The organism is bacterium, from assembly GCA_016708315.1.
GTDB lineage: Bacteria > Zixibacteria > MSB-5A5 > CAIYYT01 > CAIYYT01 > JADJGC01.
Map to the genome: position 1 here is coordinate 39,770 of JADJGC010000010.1, position 19,429 is coordinate 59,198.

The 19,429-nt window shown below is 53.5% G+C and carries 14 protein-coding genes; 11 read left to right on the plus strand and 3 right to left on the minus strand.

Features of this window, described 5'->3' with window-relative positions:
- The first annotated feature begins 7 nt into the window (after positions 1-7).
- From IPH59_09655 to IPH59_09680, 6 genes are all read left to right on the plus strand, one after another.
- A complete protein-coding gene (locus IPH59_09655) occupies positions 8-1,015 on the plus strand; it encodes a tetratricopeptide repeat protein (protein ID MBK7091966.1) in 1,008 nt (335 codons plus the stop codon).
- The gene (locus IPH59_09660; protein ID MBK7091967.1) at positions 1,012-2,310 is read left to right on the plus strand and encodes a tetratricopeptide repeat protein; all 1,299 of its coding nucleotides are present in this window, start codon (positions 1,012-1,014) and stop codon (positions 2,308-2,310) included. Before IPH59_09655 ends, IPH59_09660 begins: the two co-directional genes overlap by 4 nt.
- Before the next feature lie 32 nt (positions 2,311-2,342).
- A complete protein-coding gene (locus IPH59_09665) occupies positions 2,343-3,464 on the plus strand; it encodes a hypothetical protein (GenBank protein MBK7091968.1) in 1,122 nt (373 codons plus the stop codon).
- Positions 3,464-4,264, plus strand: coding sequence for a hypothetical protein (locus tag IPH59_09670; protein MBK7091969.1), 801 nt, complete (start codon positions 3,464-3,466; stop codon positions 4,262-4,264). Before IPH59_09665 ends, IPH59_09670 begins: the two co-directional genes overlap by 1 nt.
- A complete protein-coding gene (locus IPH59_09675; protein MBK7091970.1) occupies positions 4,254-7,856 on the plus strand; it encodes a PKD domain-containing protein in 3,603 nt (1,200 codons plus the stop codon). The genes IPH59_09670 and IPH59_09675 overlap by 11 nt, the downstream gene beginning before the upstream one ends.
- A 399-nt stretch (positions 7,857-8,255) precedes the next feature.
- Positions 8,256-8,549 carry a zinc-ribbon domain-containing protein gene (locus tag IPH59_09680; GenBank protein ID MBK7091971.1) on the plus strand — a complete coding sequence of 98 codons (294 nt, stop codon included), beginning with the start codon at positions 8,256-8,258 and terminating at the stop codon, positions 8,547-8,549.
- A gap of 47 nt (positions 8,550-8,596) precedes the next feature.
- On the opposite strand, the gene IPH59_09685 is transcribed toward IPH59_09680, so the two are convergent.
- Genes IPH59_09685 through IPH59_09695 form a run of 3 tightly spaced genes read right to left on the minus strand, consistent with a single transcriptional unit; the run spans position 8,597 to position 13,626 of the window.
- Complete coding sequence (locus IPH59_09685) at positions 8,597-10,330, minus strand: M6 family metalloprotease domain-containing protein (GenBank protein MBK7091972.1); 1,734 nt, start codon at positions 10,328-10,330, stop codon at positions 8,597-8,599.
- A gap of 15 nt (positions 10,331-10,345) precedes the next feature.
- Complete coding sequence (locus IPH59_09690; GenBank protein MBK7091973.1) at positions 10,346-11,650, minus strand: hypothetical protein; 1,305 nt, start codon at positions 11,648-11,650, stop codon at positions 10,346-10,348.
- 2 nt (positions 11,651-11,652) lie between these two features.
- On the minus strand, positions 11,653-13,626 hold the full coding sequence (locus tag IPH59_09695; protein MBK7091974.1) for a hypothetical protein: 1,974 nt from the start codon (positions 13,624-13,626) through the stop codon (positions 11,653-11,655).
- Between the two features lie 250 nt (positions 13,627-13,876).
- Between IPH59_09695 and IPH59_09700 the strand changes: the two genes are divergently transcribed.
- The 5 genes from IPH59_09700 to IPH59_09720 all read left to right on the plus strand — a co-directional run bounded on the left by IPH59_09700 (position 13,877) and on the right by IPH59_09720 (position 19,086).
- Positions 13,877-14,836 (plus strand): YafY family transcriptional regulator, encoded by a 960-nt coding sequence (locus tag IPH59_09700; GenBank protein ID MBK7091975.1) that lies wholly within the window; start codon positions 13,877-13,879, stop codon positions 14,834-14,836.
- Between the two features lie 83 nt (positions 14,837-14,919).
- Positions 14,920-15,480, plus strand: coding sequence for an elongation factor P (efp, locus tag IPH59_09705; GenBank protein ID MBK7091976.1), 561 nt, complete (start codon positions 14,920-14,922; stop codon positions 15,478-15,480).
- Positions 15,481-15,489: 9 nt separating this feature from the next.
- Positions 15,490-16,149 (plus strand): ribonuclease HIII, encoded by a 660-nt coding sequence (gene rnhC / locus IPH59_09710; GenBank protein MBK7091977.1) that lies wholly within the window; start codon positions 15,490-15,492, stop codon positions 16,147-16,149.
- Complete coding sequence (locus tag IPH59_09715; GenBank protein MBK7091978.1) at positions 16,115-16,957, plus strand: hypothetical protein; 843 nt, start codon at positions 16,115-16,117, stop codon at positions 16,955-16,957. Before rnhC ends, IPH59_09715 begins: the two co-directional genes overlap by 35 nt.
- Positions 16,958-17,067: 110 nt before the next feature.
- Positions 17,068-19,086 carry a GAF domain-containing protein gene (locus tag IPH59_09720; GenBank protein MBK7091979.1) on the plus strand — a complete coding sequence of 673 codons (2,019 nt, stop codon included), beginning with the start codon at positions 17,068-17,070 and terminating at the stop codon, positions 19,084-19,086.
- Positions 19,087-19,429 lie beyond the last annotated feature (343 nt).

The window sequence follows — 19,429 nt, forward strand, 5'->3', positions numbered from 1 at the left end:
TCCTATTATGCGGAAATTGAACATCGTCATGGCGTTCGTCATGTTGTTGCTGCTTGTTGTTGCAGCCAACGCCGGCGTCAAGGAAGACCTCGACAAGGTCAGCCAACTGTATCGCACCGGCCAGTTCGCCGATGCTGTGATCAAGGCCTCCGATTTGGTCGCCCAGCCCGGACTGTCAACTCAGGACAGCATCGCCGCGCTCACCTGGCTCTCCAAAGCTGCCGCCGTCAACAATCAAGAACCGGTCGCGGTCAGCTATCTTGGCGCATTGGTCAAGATGGACCCGAATACTTCCTTTAACGAAGACATAGAACACAAGAAGTTCGCCCGCACCTGGATCAAGTTCTGCCAGGACACCGGTTTCAAGCCCGGCATGCGCGAGAAGATGATCACTGTCTACGCCGCCGACTTCTCCAACGGTTCGATTGTTGATGCCGAGAAGTATGCCTCCGCCGGTATCGGCGTTGCCGCTATGATGAATAGCACGCTTACGCAATCAGGCGTTGTTTATGTCCCGTCGCGCGAAAAAATCAACTTCATCACCGACGAACTGAAAATGTCGCAAAGCGACCTCGCCGATGAAAACACTCGGCTTCAGGTCGGCAAGGTTGTCGGCGTCCAGAACTTCGTATTCGGTACATTCATGAAGATGGAAGATAACAAAGTCCGCATCATGGCTCGCATCATCGACACCGAAACCAGCTTGCCGAAAAAGAGCTTCAGCCTTGAAGGCAAGGAAGGCAAGATCGGCCAGCTCATTGGTATGGTCAGCGATTCAATCCTGACCTATTTCAACGTGCAAGCCGACGCTATCAAGAAGGCCGGCGCCAAGGTTCCCGATGTCAGCCTCGCCGCTGTACTCGCACAGTCGCGCGGTATCGCCTTCGAAGAGAAGGGCGACCTTGAATCAGCCAATAAATATTATGCCGAGGCCCTGCAGATTTCTCCGAACTTCGTTATGGCCTCCGAACGTAAACAGAGAGTAGAATTGGAGATCAAATCAAACTCACAATGAGAAACGGATTTCTCGCAACTCTAACAGTATTCGTGATAGCCGGTGTGATCGGTGGGTGTGCAAGCACCTCCAACACCGGCACTCGCGTTCTCGGCAAGGGCGATTATGAGCGTGCCGCTTCGCTCTATCGCGAACGCCTGCAGAAAGCTCCCGACAAAGCCGAACTTTGGCGCGGACTTGGCATCGCCTACTATCAACTCGATAGCCTCGATGCCGCATCACAAGCATTCGACAAGGCAACCCAACTCTCGCCGAATGACGCCTCATCAGTGTTCTATCGCGGCATGATCGCCGAACGCAAAGGCAACTTCGATGGCGCTCGCGAAAACTATCGCAAGTATCTCTCGATGAGCGGTGACCCGCGACTTCAGTCCGAGGCCAAAAAACGCCTCCGCTGGATAGAAGATGACAACCTCCAAAAAGTCGTCACTTCCGCCATCTCTAATGAGAAGAACGTCAACGTCTCCGAGATTCCCGGCAATACTGCCGCAATCGTACGCTTCGATGCAACAGCATTACCCCAGCAATATCGCTCGTTGGGGCGCGGCATTGCCGAGCTTATCTACGCCGACCTTGCCAATGTCCCGAACTTGACCCTCGTCGAGCGCTTGGAACTTGCCGCACTACAAGACGAACTGAAGTTGAGCCAGTCGGAATTCTCAGACAAATTCACCTCTCCGCGTATTGGCCGCTTGGTCGGCGCGGCGAAAATCGTCACCGGCCAATTGAATGCCAAACCCGACAACGGTATCGAACTCGATGCCGGTATCATCGATGTCGGACCCGGTCTGGCAAGCTACCCCGACCGCAAAGAGGGAAAGGTCAACGACTTTTTCAAAATGCAGAAGGAACTTAGCTTCGATATTATCTCCAAACTTGGTTATGAAATCACACCGCAGATCCGTAATGCCATCAGCAAACCGGCTACCGAGTCGATTCTGGCGCTCATTGCCTATTCTCGCGGTCTCGAATATGTCGATCAGGGAATGTACTCGCTGGCAGAGGCTGAATTCAAAGCCGCAATCAACGAGGACGCCAACTTCGGCTTGGCGAAAAACGCCATCCAGGAATTCGGCGGCTTGTCCGATTACGACGGCAAACTCAAGCCGATCGGCGAAGTCGCTGCTTTGGCGAACACGGAAGTCGTCGAACAGGGCAAGACCGAAGTCGACCGCAGCGTGATTATCGAACGGTTGCAGGAATCAACCCGAGGTACCGCGCCTGAAGATGAAAACCCGTACGTGACACCGCGTGTCACCAAGGGAACAGTTGTAGTAAGAGGGAGGACCGACTGAGCGTTTGTTATCGGATTGCGACGATCGTCTCATTGTTAATTGTTATCGCATCAAGCACGAATCTCAATGCCCAGATCGTCTATGGACAGACCAAAGCAATGTCGGCGCGCATTGTTTATCAAAGCTGGAAGCTTACCGTTGGCGGCGAAGAACTCAATCTCACCCAGTCAGCGTTCCCATTCAATTTCTATCTACCCGTAGCGGATAACTGGGAGGTTCATCTTACCTCTGCCATTAGCCGCTCCAACCTCGATGCGTCCGAGCTTACCGCAACACTGACTTCGATGTCGGGTACGTCAGTTCGAGTATTCCACTCGTTTGCCGAAGACCGCGTTTTCGTCTCTGGCGGCATCGTCTTGCCGCTCGGCCAGACCAATCTTGACACCGTTCAAGTGCTCCTCGCTGAGTTGATTTCCGATGACTATCTCACGACCCCTGTCAAACAGGTTAGCGAAGGGCTCGGCTTCACCGGCCAAATCGGAGTTGCCTCGGAAGCCAACGAATGGTTGCTATATGGCGCCACTCTCAGCTACAATCTCAACGGCCCGTTCACCTATCTCGAAGACGGCGACAAATACAATCCCGGTGATGAAATCGCAATCCAGGGTTCGGCCACTGCCCAGCAGGGCGATGCCGCACTCGATCTGGATTTGTCTTACCGCCACTATATGGCTGACAAAGTCGAAGGTACCGAAGTCTTCAAAAGCGGCGGTGTTCTTTCATTCGTAGCGACGGGAAGAAAACAATTCAACAAAGCCGGTGTCGCATTGACTTTAGCTCACATCATGCGCAATAAGAACTCGGTTCTCTTTGGATCATCACTTGAAAGCGAAGACAAAAACTCCAATAGCGACAAATCCGTCATCAGCGGAACATTCGCCTACAAACTTTCGCCGCAAGTCACCGCTTCGCTTCTTGCGGGATATCGAACTTTGTCGGCAAACGACTACGAATCCAGTTCGACCAATTTCTTCGGCAAGTCAGACGTCGTCTCATTTGGCGGCGGCCTTGAATACGCAGCTCCCGATCAACGCTACTCATTCTTCGGCAGACTAGTCATGAACAATGGTGAAGCCAACAAAGACGCGCCAAAGGATCAAATCATTGATGTTGCCGGCACCGAATTCAGCTTCGGCGGGAGGTTGCGATTCTAATGCATATCATTCGCCTTCTTGCGCTCATTACGGTGCTTGCCGTTATTGCCGGTTGCTCCGGCAGTTCAACAAACTCCGGCGGCTCCAAAGAAGTCACTATTACCTCGCTGCTCAAAGAAGCGGGTCTCGGCGAGAATATAACTGAGATATTGCTAACCATCAGCGGTGAGGGCTTCGAAACCATCACGCACGATCTTGATATCGTCGACGGCGTCGCAACAATCACCACCGATGTCCCCATCGGCGAAGACCGAACCTTCGAAATGACCGCATTCAACAATACTGAAATTGCTCTCTATTCCGGCAGTGCCATAGCCGACGTCTTCACCGGCGTCATTACCGAAGTCGATATCAAAATGGAACCGCTCGTACCGATGATTCGCGTAAGTCCGATGTTCAGCGAAGTCGGTATCGAAGAAAACAAATCAATTAGCATCTTCGTGCATAACGTCGATTCGCTCTTCGGCGCAAGTTTCCGGCTCGAATACGACACAGCGCTCGTTGAAGTCGTCTCTGTCGTCGCAGGGAATATCTTCGCAGGCAAGGATGCGCTTTTCTTCACGCAAACGCGTCCCGGATATGTCGCCGTCGCCTATTCCATCAAAGGCAATCAATCGGCGCAGGGAGTATCAATCGACGGCACAATCGCCGTGATCACTATTGCCGGAAAAGCCGCTGGAACTTCATCGCTGGGGATCCCGCAAGAAACCTTGAGCCTTATCGATTGGCAGGGAAACTCTCTGCCGCGTGAGGAAGTCCTCTTTATCGAGGAAGGGGAGATTCGCATAGATGCTCCGTAAGCTATTAACATTCGTATTGCTTCTGCTCGCGGCTTCATTGCCCGCTCAAGCAGGCACTTTCTGGGTCGCGCCAAACGGTACCGATGCCGTCGGCGCAAATTTCGGCACCGAAGCGAGCCCTTATCGCACTATCCAATTTGCCGTCAACTACACCTATCAGGTCAGCGGTGAAGACACCGTCATGGTCAAGCCGGGGACGTATCTTGAGCATATCTTCATCACGTCCGGTCCTGTCGTCCTCAGAAGCCAAAGCGGAGCCGGAGTCACTACGATCGACGGCTCATTGACCGGTAATTGTATCGAGTTTTATTACGGAGTTGGTGGCGTTGTCATCGACGGATTCACCATAACGCGCGGAACTCCTCACGGAATTTATATCCCCGGCACCACCGGATTTTCAACCAATCCCGAGATTCGCTACTGCCGGATTGTTCAAAATGGCGGCTCCGGTTCGGCTACTCCCGGTGCCGGAATTCGTCTTGAATACAGCGAAGCCGACATTCATAACAACCTCATCAAAGAGAATTGGACTCGCAGCAGTGGCGGCGGTATTTCCGGTTTTGCATCAAGCCCCCGCATTTGGTCAAACGATATCGATTCCAATTGGTCGATACAGAGTCTTGGCGGCGGCATCTATTTGCTGGGCGCTTTCGCCGACACCGTCCCGGCACAAATTCAAAATAACCTCGTGCGTTGGAATCGCAGCCGACTCGATGGCGCCGGCGTGTACCTCGATGCTGGATCGCTTCCAGATGTATATAACAATCTCTTCTACGCCGGCGAAAGCGACTCCGGCAATGGCGGTGGAATTGGATACTTACAAACGGCCAATCCCGTCATTCAGAACAACATCTTCTATGCCAATTCCGATTACGCGATTGACTGCAATACATCAGCTGCGCCGGTCGTCAACAATGCTTTCTTTGGGAACTTCCCGAATGACCTGATGCTTGGCGGGTGCCCGACCGATCCATCAAACCTGATCGGAGTCGACCCGCAGTTTGTCGATGCAAGTGCGCGCAACTACCATCTTCGCAATACCTCGCCTTTGATTAATGCCGGGCTATGGACTTTTGGAATGTTCTATGCCGACTATGACGGCGGCGACCGCTGGGTTGGCGCCAATCCCGATATCGGTCCGTTCGAAAACTGTCTGCTCGTTCCCGACTTTACCTGGGCGCCGCTTTCACCTTGTGCCGGTCAAAGCATTGACACCGATTTTCTAATCACCGGCTCGTGGTATCGAACAATCTGGGATTGGGGTGATGGCGATGTCGACACGGTCGATATCGTTGAGGAATTTGCTCCGACGAAAATCTACGCGCTCCCCGGCGAATACGATATCACCATGACTGCCAGTTGCGACTCTGATACACAGTCAGTCACAAAGACCATCACTGTGCTGGGACGGCCTGTAGTCGCCTTTGTCACAAACGACACGACTGTCTGCGTTGGCGTGCCGGTGACATTCACCAACAATACACCGCCGGATGATGGCACTACCTATCTCTGGCAATTCGGCGACGGCAATACATCGACAGTAACCAGCCCGACGTACACCTACACCACTATTGGAACGCGCCTTGTCCGGTTGATTGCCACCAATCTTTGCGGACCTGATACCGCGACATTGACTGTAACTGTCAGTGATAAACCGAATGCAACGTTTACCGCAACTCCTGTATCCGGCTCTGCCCCGTTATTGGTAAACTTCAATGGCAGCACTACTAACCCCGCGACAAGTTGGCTTTGGAACTTCGGCAATGGCGTTTCCGCTCATCGCGAAGATACATTAATGACCTACGACACACCGGGAGTTTACTCCGTAGACCTGACCGCATCTAACGATTGCGGTGCGGGCACGACCTTTTCAAGACCAAACTATATCCAGGTCTCCGGTTTCGATATGATTCTTGCATCAGCTGATACGGTTTCCAACAACTTCCGTAAGACCTACACTATTCAGGTCGACACGATTTTCGGACTTCATAATCGCCGCGTAAATCTTACCGCGACGATCATCCCGTCAAATCCGCGTCGTGGTCGTGCAACCGTAACGCTAAACAAATCGCAGGTCGGCGTGCCCGAGCAGTTCATCGCGACAGTCGCAATGGACTCGATTCTCGCGGCAGGGGACTACCAACTTCGAATCATCGGTACCTCAACAGCGAATTTGCCGATCGACACGATCAATTTCTATTTCCGCTCCAATCCGCTGCCGATTGCCTCGGTTGCGCCATTGAGTATCGACTTCGATTCCGTCCAGGTCGACGAATTCGAAATCGACACAGTAGTCGTCACGAACCAGATCACCAACCCCTTTGCGAGTGTGCTGTCATTGGCGGTATTCAATGTCACCAGCGATGACCCGGCCTTCGTGCCGTTGGCTACATCCACAACCACCAATCTTTTGCCGGGTGCATTCTTCTACATCCCGGTCCGTTTCGATCCCGAAGAGATTGGCGATTATGCCGCGACTCTGACGATACAAACCAACGACCCCGTTACCGAGTTTTTCGAGATCAGTCTCTCAGGTATTGGCATTGCCGAGCGCAAGCCGCCCAAGATAACTGCAACTTCACCGCTTGCCGACGCCAATCAAGTCCTGGTCGGCTCGTCAATCACCATCGATATCTCCGAATCGATTGATATCAGTTCTTTGGTCCCATCGCCGCTTGTCGTTCGTTCCAAGCGCTTAAATCAGTTGCTTGGCGGTACCGTGAACAGCATCAATGAAAATACTCGCCTGCAGTTCGTGCCGACCGGAAAGTTGCCTGCCTATGACACCATTGATGTCCGTCTGCTCGGCACTGTCGAAGACCTTTCTGGAAACTCACTCGACGGCGACAACGACAACATCGCCGAGGGCTCGCCGCTCGATGACTTCACATTCCGCTTTGTGACCGGCCCCTCGGTATTCCCGGGCGATTGCAACAACGATGGCCGCGTAAATGAGCAGGATGTCCTCCCGCTCGGAATCTTCTTCGGTGTGACCGGTCCGCGCCGTGATCTCTTCGGTGAAGGCAACAGCTTCGCCGCCAAGCAGGCTCTTGAGTGGACTGACAAACGTGCCACCTACGCCGATGCCAACGGCGATGGCGTGGTTGATGTCACCGACCTGCTGGTCATTTCAACCAACTGGGATCTGACTCATCCGTCAGCCGCTCCGCTTCATTATGACGACCTTAACTTGTCAGAATATGCTGAAGGCTTCCGCGAACTGCGTCCATCGCTGGCCAGCTTTGCCGGAACCGAACGCGGTGATCGCATGTTGGAACTTGTCAATTCGCTGGCATCCGACATTGTCCTTCCCAAAGAATTCTCGCTCTTGCAGAATTTCCCGAACCCGTTCAACCCGCAAACGAGCATCACCTATGCGTTGCCCGAAGGCGTCAACGTCCGCGTGACGATTCATAACATCCTGGGTCAGCGCGTTCGCATGCTGGTCGATTCCTATCAGGAGCCGGGCTTCAAAACTGTCGTCTGGGATGGCGCCGACGAATCAGGCCGCCAGGTCTCTTCGGGCCTTTATTTCTATCGCCTCGAAGCCGGCGAATTCGTCGCTGTCCGCAAAATGATGAAACTGCAGTAGGGGCCCCTCGGGTCGGTGCTGCTTTCCGCATGTTGTGGGTTCTCACTTCACGGCTGGCCCCCCAACTAACTCCCTCTGGGAGGGGGTAGGTTGGGGGCGTCGGCCGCGGAACCCGCATCCGCGTTTCCTCTCTGGAGAGGGTAGGTCAAAGATCCCGATCCGATCGGGGGTGAGGGCCCAAACCTCGACCATTATAACTCCACCTTTATTTTCCGTAACCTCTTGCATAAATTTTAGTTGACTTAAACAAGACATTTGCGATATACTCGAACCGGGTATGGCGAAATGCCTGTTTGAGTAACTTTTGCGGTGCATGGAAGCACACATCTCGTGAGAGGATGGAGTCAAAGCTACTTCGGTAGTTCTTTAAACATTCCATAATCCAGACTGGGGGGATTTATGGACAACGGTAAATTCAAGGACAAGATTCTGATTTGCGTTGATTGCAAAGAAGAATTCGCGTTCACAATCGGAGCTCAAGAGTATTTCGCCGAGAGAGGATTCACAGAGGATCCGAAAAGATGTCGCACCTGCTACGCGGTCTACAAAGATGTGATGAAGCAGAAAAATCGCGGCGTCAAGAAGCCGGAACGTGGACTGCCAATGGATGTTGAAATGGAGGATGCTCCATTCCGATTTCCCGACAGTGATGTGATGGATTCGGTTCCGAGTGAAAGACCAAACGTCGAGTAGGGGTCCTGAAGGAGCATGACAGGACCCCTAATCGGTAACCAGGGGTATTACTTCAATAGCAGCATCTTGCGGCTTAATGATGCCTCTTCCGTCACGAGTTCGTACATGTAAACTCCGGAAGCCAACGGCGTACCATCGCTGTTTGGGTTCCAGGTAAACGCGTGCGTTCCCGCCGGTAGATAACCATCTACCAGTTCCTCAATCTTTTCGCCGAGGATATTGTATATCGTCAGGCGAACTGCGCCCGATTTCGGCAGATTGAAACTGATTCGCGTCGACGGGTTAAACGGATTCGGGAAATTCTGGTCGAGCGAGTAGTTCGCCGGCAAGACGTTGTCGTACGTGTAGTCGTCGGCATCGGCAATCAAGCTGACCGCGAGGTCGGCTGACATCGTCGAGGCTGACGCCGAAATGTTCGTGATCGAGACCAGCGTTCCGGTGCTGCTGTAATCGTTCGAATTCGGCGTAGTCAGATTGCTGAACGTGGTCTTGGCAGTCGAACCCGGGAACGGATCACCGTTGTCGCCATTGTCGAGCTTCTTTTCCAACTCCCACAACCCATCTGCCTGCTCAAGTGCAACCCGCATATGTCCTGAGGACGTGTGTCCCGGATACCATTCGTTGGCGTTATCGGTATTGTTGCCGGTAGCCATTGATTCGTCGATATGCCAGATCAGCAGGCCTGAAGCGCCGGTCGGCAATGCTGCATCATAGCCCACTCGCTGTCTGTTTTCGATTAAGAAATACTGATTCCCACCAACACCGTTCGTCCACATACGGAAAATCGCGCCGGAAGAATTCTGCTCGACATTGGGAATCGATTGGTTGACCAGGTTCGCAACCACATTGGTTGCGGTGGCAAAACCGGCTTCAATTCGCGACCACGCATCGGGATGCGCCGGGCTGTTGCCAAGACTGCCGTTCCACGATCCACCGGCCATCAACGACCAGCGACCAATGCCATTCGAGGTGTAGTCTATGTCATAAAGATCAGGATAGCCAAAGTAGGCATGACCCATTTCGTGTGCAAATACACCAATCGTCATGTCGCCGGCACCATACCAGTATTCCGGCTGGATTGCGTAGCGCGAAATCCACTTGCCGTCGCGCGAACGCGGCGTGATTCCCCAGGCATGCGACCAAATATCATTGACACTGCCGGTCAATTCTGCGCCCGATCCGGTATGCACAAGCATCACCGCATCGACATAACCATCGGCATTGAGATCATAGTTCGAGAAATCGACGACCGGATCGACCAAATCAATTACATCTTCGAACAGCTTCTGCGAATTCTGCGGATACGCGCCCATCCCGTAGTCGCCTGCACAATAGTAGGCATAGGTCTGCGGCGCAGTCTGCCAGCCGATGTCCGAAGGATAATTCACGGTTACTACATCGAATCCGCCGTATGAAATCTCATTGTAATAGTTCTTCACAGTTCCCGTTGCGCTGCCGAACAACAGCGAATCGAAATACTCTGCGCTGGCTTGTGCCGGCTTGTCAGAGAATTCTATCAAGATGCACAGGATGTTGCCTGTAACCTGCGGATTTGCCAACGGATCGATTCGCAGCGGCTCGCCAAAACCGCGGCCATCCGGTGCTCCTGCCAAATGCGGATGAGGGCATCCTTTAAGAATCTGCGACTTCTGCGCATCGCCGACATGCTCTGTCTGCTCAAGCAAACTCGGGTGCGGTGGCATCGCATCAGCTGTGCCAATCACCAGGACCGCAACTGCGATCGCGGCTACAACTAGAATCATCATTTTACGGGTTCGCATTGCTCTCTCCTTATCCTAGAACTCAAGTATTGTCGAAATTGCCAGTTTCGCGCCGTTCCCGCTCCAAGGTTGGAGCTTCGCCGATGACGCGTACGCCATATCAATCTGAAGGGGACCGAAATTGAACCCGATACCCGTTGCCAATGAAAAATCGTCGACACCGCCAATGGCGATGCCGCCGCGCAAATCAAACAGCTTGACCAGCGGATACTCAACTCCACCGGCCAGTCGCGGCATCTTGGAAACAAACGCCGTATTGACAAATCCCTGACGCACACTTCCCGAAACCAGCAGCTTGCCGAAATTGCGGGCTGCACCAAGTTCAAGCTCAAGCGGGGGACGGGAAGAGTACTCGCCGATCGCCACAGTCGTCTCATCCGAGGTGACCAGCGAATCGTCATCCGAGTTTTCTACCGTCATTCCTTCAAGCTCAAAAGTGTAGAGCGTTGCTTCCGCTTCTTTATTCCAGTTGATATTCGCAAAGGCATTGCGCACTACCAGTCCATACTGGGCGTGCTGTCCTTGAACTGCCAATCCCAGATCCATTGCGAATCCCGAACCGCCGGTCGCGCTGATTGTCGTCAGCCCGCCGACTCCGTCAATACCGGTCTCAAGCGTGACTGCTTCCGCTGATAGTTCTTCTGCAGAGAAGTAACCCAATCCGCGCAAGTACTTGAACGTCGCGCCGCCCAGGAAATCATAACCGCCTCGCGACATGATCTTCCGGCCGTAGCTGACGCCGACCGCCGCAGCAGCCCAGCTGTCGCCGCCGCTGCCATCTGCAGTGACAACTTCGCCGACCTTGTTGCCCATCAGCGCCAACTCAATCGGGTCTTTTGACAAAGTCCCGCGACCGCCGCCGATAGCATCAAAATTGACTGCGAAGTAACCAACCGAGAATGACAGCGCACTTGCGCCGGCATTCGCGTCGAAATTCAATCCTTCCGTCGGTATCTTGCTCAGAATGTCCTGCTTGTCGCTTTCGGTGAGATACTCGCCGTTGTATTTCTTGTAGTCTGAAATGCTGAAAGAGTTATTCGCGACGTGACCGCCGACCGAAGCCAGCTTCAGCGAGAAGTTCTTTCTTCCTGCCAATGCCAGATTCGCCGGATTAGCCGCCGATGCTTCGCAATTCGACGACATCAGCATATAGCTGTCTGCCATTCCCATCGAACGTGCGCTCTGTGCCGACTGCGCAAACGCCTGGTCGACAACCAACAGCGCCAGCAGTGTCGTCATGATCAGCAAGCCGACGATGATGCGATTGCCGCTTCTCTCCGGAGCAACCGCAACGGCTTTCGAATTATCTTGCTTCTTCATCGTTATTCCTCCCCGCCGACGCGCGCAGTAAACTGGACAACGCCGGAGATCGCCATATAGTCCGCGGCACGAATGCGCACTGTCTGTCCGTTCGATCCGGCAAGTTCCAGAACCGTCGCGACATACAGATTGCGATTACCGAAGACCAGAAGATCTTCCTTGGTCAATTCTATTTCGCTATTGGTGACAACTTCATTCGTAGCCGCGCCATTGGCATCCGTCGTTGCCTGATCAAACGACAGCGGCCCGATTATTGTTAGCGGCGCGGTGAACAGCGACGCCGAATCGGTGCCGATATACACGCGCATCTGCGCGCCCAGCGGCAGGTGATTGTGCATCGTGGCTTTGAAATTGCCGTGATTGAGGCGGTCCGATCCTTCGGCAATATCCTTGTCGACGGTCAGCTTGTTCTTGTCGCCTTCAACAGTAGCTTGGGAAATCTTGAACGCCATCGGCGCGCTGATCACTGCCGTTGCCGAGAAGTACTCATCTTGCGTCAGTTCCACCGATGTCACTCCATCGCCGACTGTGGCAACGCCGGATACCGTGATGTGATCCGGAATCGGCGTCAACAAATCCGCAAGCTGATCAGAGTATATCTGCGTTATTGATGCGCTGTTGTCTCCGCGCGCTTCGACATTGCCGAGCACCTGAAGACTCTTGCCATTCGAAGCCTGAAGATTGACCGCGACATCACCGGAAAGATTCGTGTAGTTGCTTAGCGTGATGCTCAACTCCACGAATTCCAGCGTGACCTCATCAAATCCGACCGGCACATCAACAGCGACTTCGCTGTTCTCGATAGCCAGCTCAGTTGGCTCAAACACGCCGCGAGCTGTTGCAAGCTGTATGTCATTCAAACCGAATTCGATTTCAAATTCATCTTCCGAATCAATAGTCGCATAGTTCCCGCCGGTACCGGCAACATTGGCTTGCACCACGGTCAGAATCGAATCTTGATTTGGTTGAATAGTCCAACCACCAAGATCGACTTGCTGATTCAGCACACCGCCAGCGGCCAGCTGATAGCTCACCTGCAGCGGAACATCATTGTTCGTGATTTCCGGAAATTCAAAAGTCAGTTCGACCGGTATCGATAGGGAATTGCGCGCCGCCAAATCCATGGTGCCGCCGGCAAACATGCCGGTCTCGAGGTGAACGTCTTCGGCGAGATTGGTGCGCTCGGAATACTCATTGCTGAAGGCATCGAGTTGTCCGTAAACCGACTTGACGTAGACTTCATCCGAATAGTCGATCGTGAAGTTAATCACACGATCCGCCAGCGACAGCGCCGGTCCGCCTTCGGTATGGAAGTAAACTTCAAAATTGAGCTGCACGCCGACGCTCTTGTCATTTAGGGGATACTCTTGCGAGTATTCCTGACCGTCGGCAAGACCGCCCGGTACAACGAAATTCGCCAGAACAGAACCGTCCTGCGAATTGATCAATTGCCCGGCGAGTGAATCAAGTTCAAATCCGGTATTGTTGACGGCGGTGATTGTCAATCCGCCCTCGTCGATTTCAGCGTGCGCAAATGAGCTTGCCTGCCCGAACACCGTAACCGTCGAGATTCCGGTATCAGGGACGCTGCCCAACACAAGCGGGACATAATCCGAAAACGCCAGACTTTGGCTCTGGTCGCTCGGCGAGACGATCTTGATGCGTCCTACTTGCTTGCTGTAATTTGATTCAATCGGATCGATCGATAGGATTGACTCCATCGTCACCGTGTCAAGATCGCGCTGAATGTGAAAACTGCTGTTACCGTACTCATCGATTTCGATGTTGTCGCTCGCCAGCTTTTCAATCAACTCTGCTGACGTGTAGGAACGGTTAATCAGCGGGATAGTCAGTGTGGTGTCCCAACTGGGCGCCTGTGGGGCTTCCAGTCCGCAGCCGCTTAACAACAGCGAAAAAATCACCGCCGTCAACAGCCGGACCACGACACGACTGCGTGTCGCAAATTGCTCCTTCATCTTGTTACCTCCCCGAAACAGGTGTTCTGGGGTTGTATCTGTGCAATCCGCGTGCCGCCACTGACACCAGCCTTGGCGTCTTGCCGGACATCGGCTTAACCCACGTGAGGAGGTCTTGGTTTCACACTGAAATGCAACAATTGTGGGAGCGATCCCATACTGGTGGGAATTCCACAAACAGCTTGACGAGTCCGCCAAGCGGCATAGATTACTTATGAATAAACGTTAAACATCTGCGCCGAGGTACACTTTGTCCAAGTCCGGGCGACTGCTGGCGATATTAAATCTGATTCGCACCCACCACGCCATTACATCCTTAAAGCTTGCTGAAAAATGCGGTGTCTCGGAGCGCACGATCTTTCGCGACTTGGCGGCTCTCTGCGATGTTGGTGCGCCTGTCTATTACGACAACGGCTATAAGCTTCTTCCGGGATTCTTCTTACCGCCGATCAATCTGTCTGTCGACGAGTATCTCACTTTCAAAGTCGCTCTTCTGGGATCACCGCTGAAATCGCTCAAGTCCCAAAGCGCCAACATCCATAGCCTCATCGCCAAGATCGACGTCGCCGTCAACAGCCACGTCCCGGAACAACTCAAGCGCCGCCGTCATACTCAGCAAATCTCCGTTCGCAATACGACCGACAATCGCACCGCCGACCTGACAATTCGTCTTCTGCAAAAAGCCGTCGACAACCACAGCGTCGTCACGTTTCGTTATGCCTCGGTTTCGTCCGGTACCGCACAGCGCGAGGTCAACCCGTACTTCATAGTCTTTCGCGGTCGCGCCTGGTATCTGCTCGCGTACTGTCGCAAGCATCGCGAGATCCGCACTTTCCGCATCGACCGCATCACGCGCGTCAGCTTCACCGACCGCCAATTCGAACCCGATCCCAAGGTCAGCCCCGATTCTTACTTTGCATCATCGTGGGAAGTCTATACCGGCACGCCTGTTTCCGTCAAGATTCACTTCCGTGGCAAAGCCGCCGCTGTCATATCCACCGGCCAGCGCCATCCCGATGAAACAGTCCGCCGTCTGCCGAATAAGTCTATCGAATATTCCGTTGCCGTCGCCGGAATCGAGGAAATCTCCCGTTGGATTGTCGGATTCGGGGCAGACGCCACAGTTATCGAGCCGCCAAAATTGATAGCCCGCGTCAGGGAAATGGCTTCCGGAACCCTCGCAAACCATCCCGCTGGCCGCTCAAAGTAGTTGCCAGAACGCCGGTTTTTTGCTTATCTTCCAAAGCTACATTGGAATTTGATGATTTATAATATTTGTTTTTCGGAGGAAGAATGATTTCTACCAGTGATTTCCGCATCGGCATGAAGATTGCGATTGAAGGCGAGCCGTATTACATAATCGACTTCCTGCGCTCGCAGACCGGTCGCGGTCGGGCCAACGTCTGGACCAAGCTCAAGAACATCAAGTCCGGTTCTGTCATCGAACGCACCTTCGGCTCAGGCGAAAACTTCAATATCCCTGACTTCGCACACAAGAAGACGCAGTACCTCTATACAAGCGATGAAGAATGGTACTTCATGGATGTCGAAAACTTCGAGCAGTTCTTCCTCAACAAAGAACAGATCGGCGACTACGCCCCGTATCTCAAAGAGAACTCCGAATATGTCATTCTCTACTTCGAAGGAATGCCGATCAGCATCGACATGCCCAGCTCGGTCATCTTGCGTATCGTCGAGTGTGAACCTGCTGTGCGCGGCGACACCGTTTCCAACATCACTAAGGCTGCCAAGGTCGAAACCGGTCTCGAAGTGAAAGTCCCGCCCTTCATCAAGGAAGGCGACCTCATCAAGATCGATACGCGTACCGGCAAATACCTCGAACGCGCCAATTAGGACACGCAGTTGAGCGATTACATCGCCGGTGTCGATGAATCCGGCAAAGGGGACTATTTCGGGCCATTGGTTATTGCGGCTGCCGCGGTCGGCGATCTGGAGAAGCCGATCCTGATGGACTTGTATGTGCGCGATTCGAAAAAAATGACCGATTCGCGAATTCTCACCGTGGCGCGTACAATTAAAGAACAAGTACCACACGACCTGGTGGTAGTTATGCCCGACCGCTACAACGATCTCTATCAGAAGATTGGCAACCTCAACAAGTTACTCGCGTGGGGACATGCTCGCGCCATTGAGAACCTGCTCGGCAAGGTCGAATGCGCAACGGTAATTAGCGACCAATTCGCCAACGCCAACGTTCTCGAAAGAGCGCTAATGGAAAAGGGTCGCAAAGTCGAACTAATACAGCAGGTGCGCGGCGAATCGGAATTGGCCGTTGCGACGGCTTCGGTTCTCGCCCGCGCCGAATTTCTGATCGCGATGGATCGCCTCAGCCGCGAATTCGATCTGACCTTACCCAAAGGTGGCGGGTCACTGGTCGATACCGCTGGCGTGAAATTTATTCGCAAGCACGGCGTTGAGGCTATGCGCCGCGTGGCTAAACTTCATTTTAAGAACACGATGAAGATCAATGAACAATTGGAACGAACTACTAAATCGAATTAGAGCCGACCGACAGCGCGGTTCATCGCACCTCTATCAGCAAACTCTGGACATCATCGCCAAAGCCGCACTCGACTCGGGCATCACGAATCGCTCCGAGATCGGCGCAATAATCCAGTCAGTCTATCAGGCCCAGCCCGCGATGGCGCCGTTTCACTATCTGGCGCATCGACTCGAAAGCGTCATTGACGGCCCCGAAAGCGACATCACCGCTCGCGTCATCTCGCTCATCGACGAACTCAAGCGTGCCGCACAACTGGCAGGGGAGAGGATCGCCGGCAACTTCGAGCGCTTCAATCTCTCGCCTCGCTCCGTCATGCTCCACAGCAATTCCGCAACCGTCCGCGAACTGATTTGTCAATGCTTCAATCATCAGACAACAATCTTCCTCTCGGAAGCTCGCCCCGATCTCGAAGGTTTGCTTTTGGCCGGTGATCTCGTTATCGAAGGATTCGTCGTGAAGACCTTTGTTGACGACGCTCGCGCCGCTGTTATGAAGGACGTCGATCTGGTTGTCATCGGTGCCGACTGGGTTTCCGAAACCGATTTCACCAACAAAATTGGCACCTACTCGCTGGCATTGACCGCGCGCGAACTTGGCAAACCGGTGTATGTTGCCGCCGACCGCACGAAATTCGTCTCGCGCAGTTCCCGCGTATCGCTTTCGCCTTCGTTGGCGTTTGCGGACACCTTCTATCAGGATCAGCTTTTCGAAGAGACTCCCAATCAGCTCGTCACCTCATTCGTGACTGATTCCGGAATTCTCACGCCGCAGCAGACGGCGTTTCAATTCGAAACCATCCGCGGCTGATGCGCTAATCCCGGCGCAGACTTCGATTTCCCCCGTCAATCGCTTCAAAGAAGCACACTCCTGTCGATAACAATTACATAAGATAATTTTCTCACCGGGAGAGGCTCAAGGTGTCGCAATATTTGTACTTGGTTCTGTTGGTGATGACGAGCTACGGCTTGTCGCGTTCGCGCGAACGTCTTTTCGGCGACTCGCCGGAAACGTACAACAAACTCATGGCCGGATTGGTTTCATGGGGACTGCTGTTACTACTCACTTCGATTGCCAATAGCGATTTAATCAATAAAATTCCGATACTCTCCGACGCACAATATCGCTACCCACTCGAAGCGCTGCTTCTCGTCGCAGGCGGCACGTTCATCGTCTCTGCCATATTCACCTGGCTGCCGCGTTTGATCGCCGCGCGTGAAACAACAAGCGCACTGCAGGCACGTTCAGACTACACTTCGGAAATGACCCGCATTCTCAAAGCCAATTCGCGCGACATGCACCAACTCCAACACGCAGTTGCCCGTTTGCTCAAGTTCACTTCTGTCGATACGATCCGCGTCAACAAGCCGATTATCGACCCTGACCCGGTTGTCAACACTGGTTTGGAGAATCGCCTCTCGCAGTTCTATGATGTTCTCTCGGAAGGCAACTACGTATTTCTTTCCGAAGGATTCGGACATCACACAACGCCGGTCGCGCTTATGCCGATCAGGGTTGATCAGGAAGGCGTTGATGCCATCCTCGGGCTCTGGACAAGTGCCGATGTCGTCACAGATTCGTTGCTGGACAATCTCCAACTCACGACTGATGTGCTAATGATTGGCGGATTTGCATCCGGTGTCGAACACGAATCCAACGATCCATACGAATCACTGTTCAACTCACTGCGCGTCGACCTCATGGATGCTGACCGCATCTCTGACCACATCCGGCAAATCTACGACAGATTGCGGGAGCGTATCGACTTCAGCATCCTGCGCATTGCAGTCTTTGACCCGCGTGGCTACAACGTCACTCAGCATTGTCTCGGGGTAGGGAAGAACCTCCTCACTGATCGCGACCGCTCAATCAGTACCCTGAAAACGCAACTTGGCGCGCTCTTCAGTGAGCCGCAGTTGGCATTCTGTGACGATTTGCAGGGAAGTGCCTACGAGGACGACAACTGGCTCGCCTCTTGTGGCGCCCGCTGTGCCGTCACCATTCCCCTGATCTCCAATAACACTGTGGTCGCAGCAGTAACTCTTGCATCGACCACTAACTCTTTGTCGCGCGAATTCGGCGAAAGAATTGCCCCCGCGCTAACGGAAGTTCTGTTGTCGCTGGTCAAGCAAGACCTCATGGCACAGCAATTGGTCGCTTACAATCGCCAAATTCTCAATCTCACCGGCGCCTTGAAAACAGTAGTATCAGGCGGTGACACTAAGGTCATGTTGCAGGAACTGCTGGAGCTTCTGGTCAAGAAAGTCCCGACCACCTATTGCCGCATGTGGCGCTACCACCCTGAAACCGAATCACTCGAGTTCGTCGCCGATTCGCGCAGTCGCGATATTGGCGAACAAGCGCCGGCGCAGTCGACCATCGCACTCGATCGCGTTCACTGGCACAGACAGGCCGTAATCACTGGCCGCGTGATGGTGATTAATCAGCGCGAAACACGCACGCAAATGGACGAGGATGAAGAATCGCTCGCTCTCATCGCCGGCACTCGTTCGGCCCTGATTATCCCGTTGATGAGCGGTTCAAGAACTATCGGCGTCATCTCACTTGCGGAACTGCGCTGTTGGGAACGCAACAATTTCTCGCTCTCCGAAACGCTCTTCTCGCGTGCCCTTGCAAACATCATCGCGCAGGTGCTGGCCAATCATATCAACAGCGAAGAGACTCAAACCTTGCGCCGTCAAGTTTCTGTCATGCAGCAGCGCAACATCGCCGGCGAGTTGTTCGCCGAACTCCCGATGCGTCTCTCGACACCGTTGACATCGATTATGGCGCGCACTGATCAGTTGATGAATTCCGTAGCGGTCAAGGACGAAGCTGCTTCTGTGCATCTCTTGGCGATCAAACGCCAAACCGAGAAGATCGTCACCGAAGTCCGCAACATCCAGGACATCCGCCGCGGCATGCAAACGACCATTTAGTAGCTTTATCTCTGCATTGGTGCCCCACCGCTTGCGGTGGGATTCTTCTACTCGAGCATCTCAGTTACTCCACTTAGCGAAGGACGTAAGGGGGCGTGTCGAAGCATGTAGACGATCACTTATTGGGGGGGTTGCTCCGTTGAATGGAGGGGTGGCCCAAGCCGAAGAATGAGGCTTGGAGACGGGGTCCTTATCCTGCCCGTTGAACACATCTGTCCTGGGAAGCCTTGTCATTCCCGCTGGAAGGGAGAGGGCATGGTGAGGGCGCCATTCGCCTACTGATTGTGCGCGGCAGACGTCCTGAGGCTCTCTCATAAGTCAAGACCGAGTTAGGTGCCCCACC

Coding starts and splice junctions, on each gene's coding strand:
- IPH59_09660 (MBK7091967.1), top strand. CDS start 1,012: ATGAGAAACGGATTTCTCGCAACTCTAACAGTATTCGTGATAGCCGGT.
- IPH59_09695 (MBK7091974.1), bottom strand. CDS start 13,626: ATGAAGGAGCAATTTGCGACACGCAGTCGTGTCGTGGTCCGGCTGTTG.
- IPH59_09670 (MBK7091969.1), top strand. CDS start 3,464: ATGCATATCATTCGCCTTCTTGCGCTCATTACGGTGCTTGCCGTTATT.
- IPH59_09715 (MBK7091978.1), top strand. CDS start 16,115: ATGAACAATTGGAACGAACTACTAAATCGAATTAGAGCCGACCGACAG.
- IPH59_09680 (MBK7091971.1), top strand. CDS start 8,256: ATGGACAACGGTAAATTCAAGGACAAGATTCTGATTTGCGTTGATTGC.
- IPH59_09655 (MBK7091966.1), top strand. CDS start 8: ATGCGGAAATTGAACATCGTCATGGCGTTCGTCATGTTGTTGCTGCTT.
- IPH59_09675 (MBK7091970.1), top strand. CDS start 4,254: ATGCTCCGTAAGCTATTAACATTCGTATTGCTTCTGCTCGCGGCTTCA.
- IPH59_09685 (MBK7091972.1), bottom strand. CDS start 10,330: ATGCGAACCCGTAAAATGATGATTCTAGTTGTAGCCGCGATCGCAGTT.
- IPH59_09690 (MBK7091973.1), bottom strand. CDS start 11,650: ATGAAGAAGCAAGATAATTCGAAAGCCGTTGCGGTTGCTCCGGAGAGA.
- efp (MBK7091976.1), top strand. CDS start 14,920: ATGATTTCTACCAGTGATTTCCGCATCGGCATGAAGATTGCGATTGAA.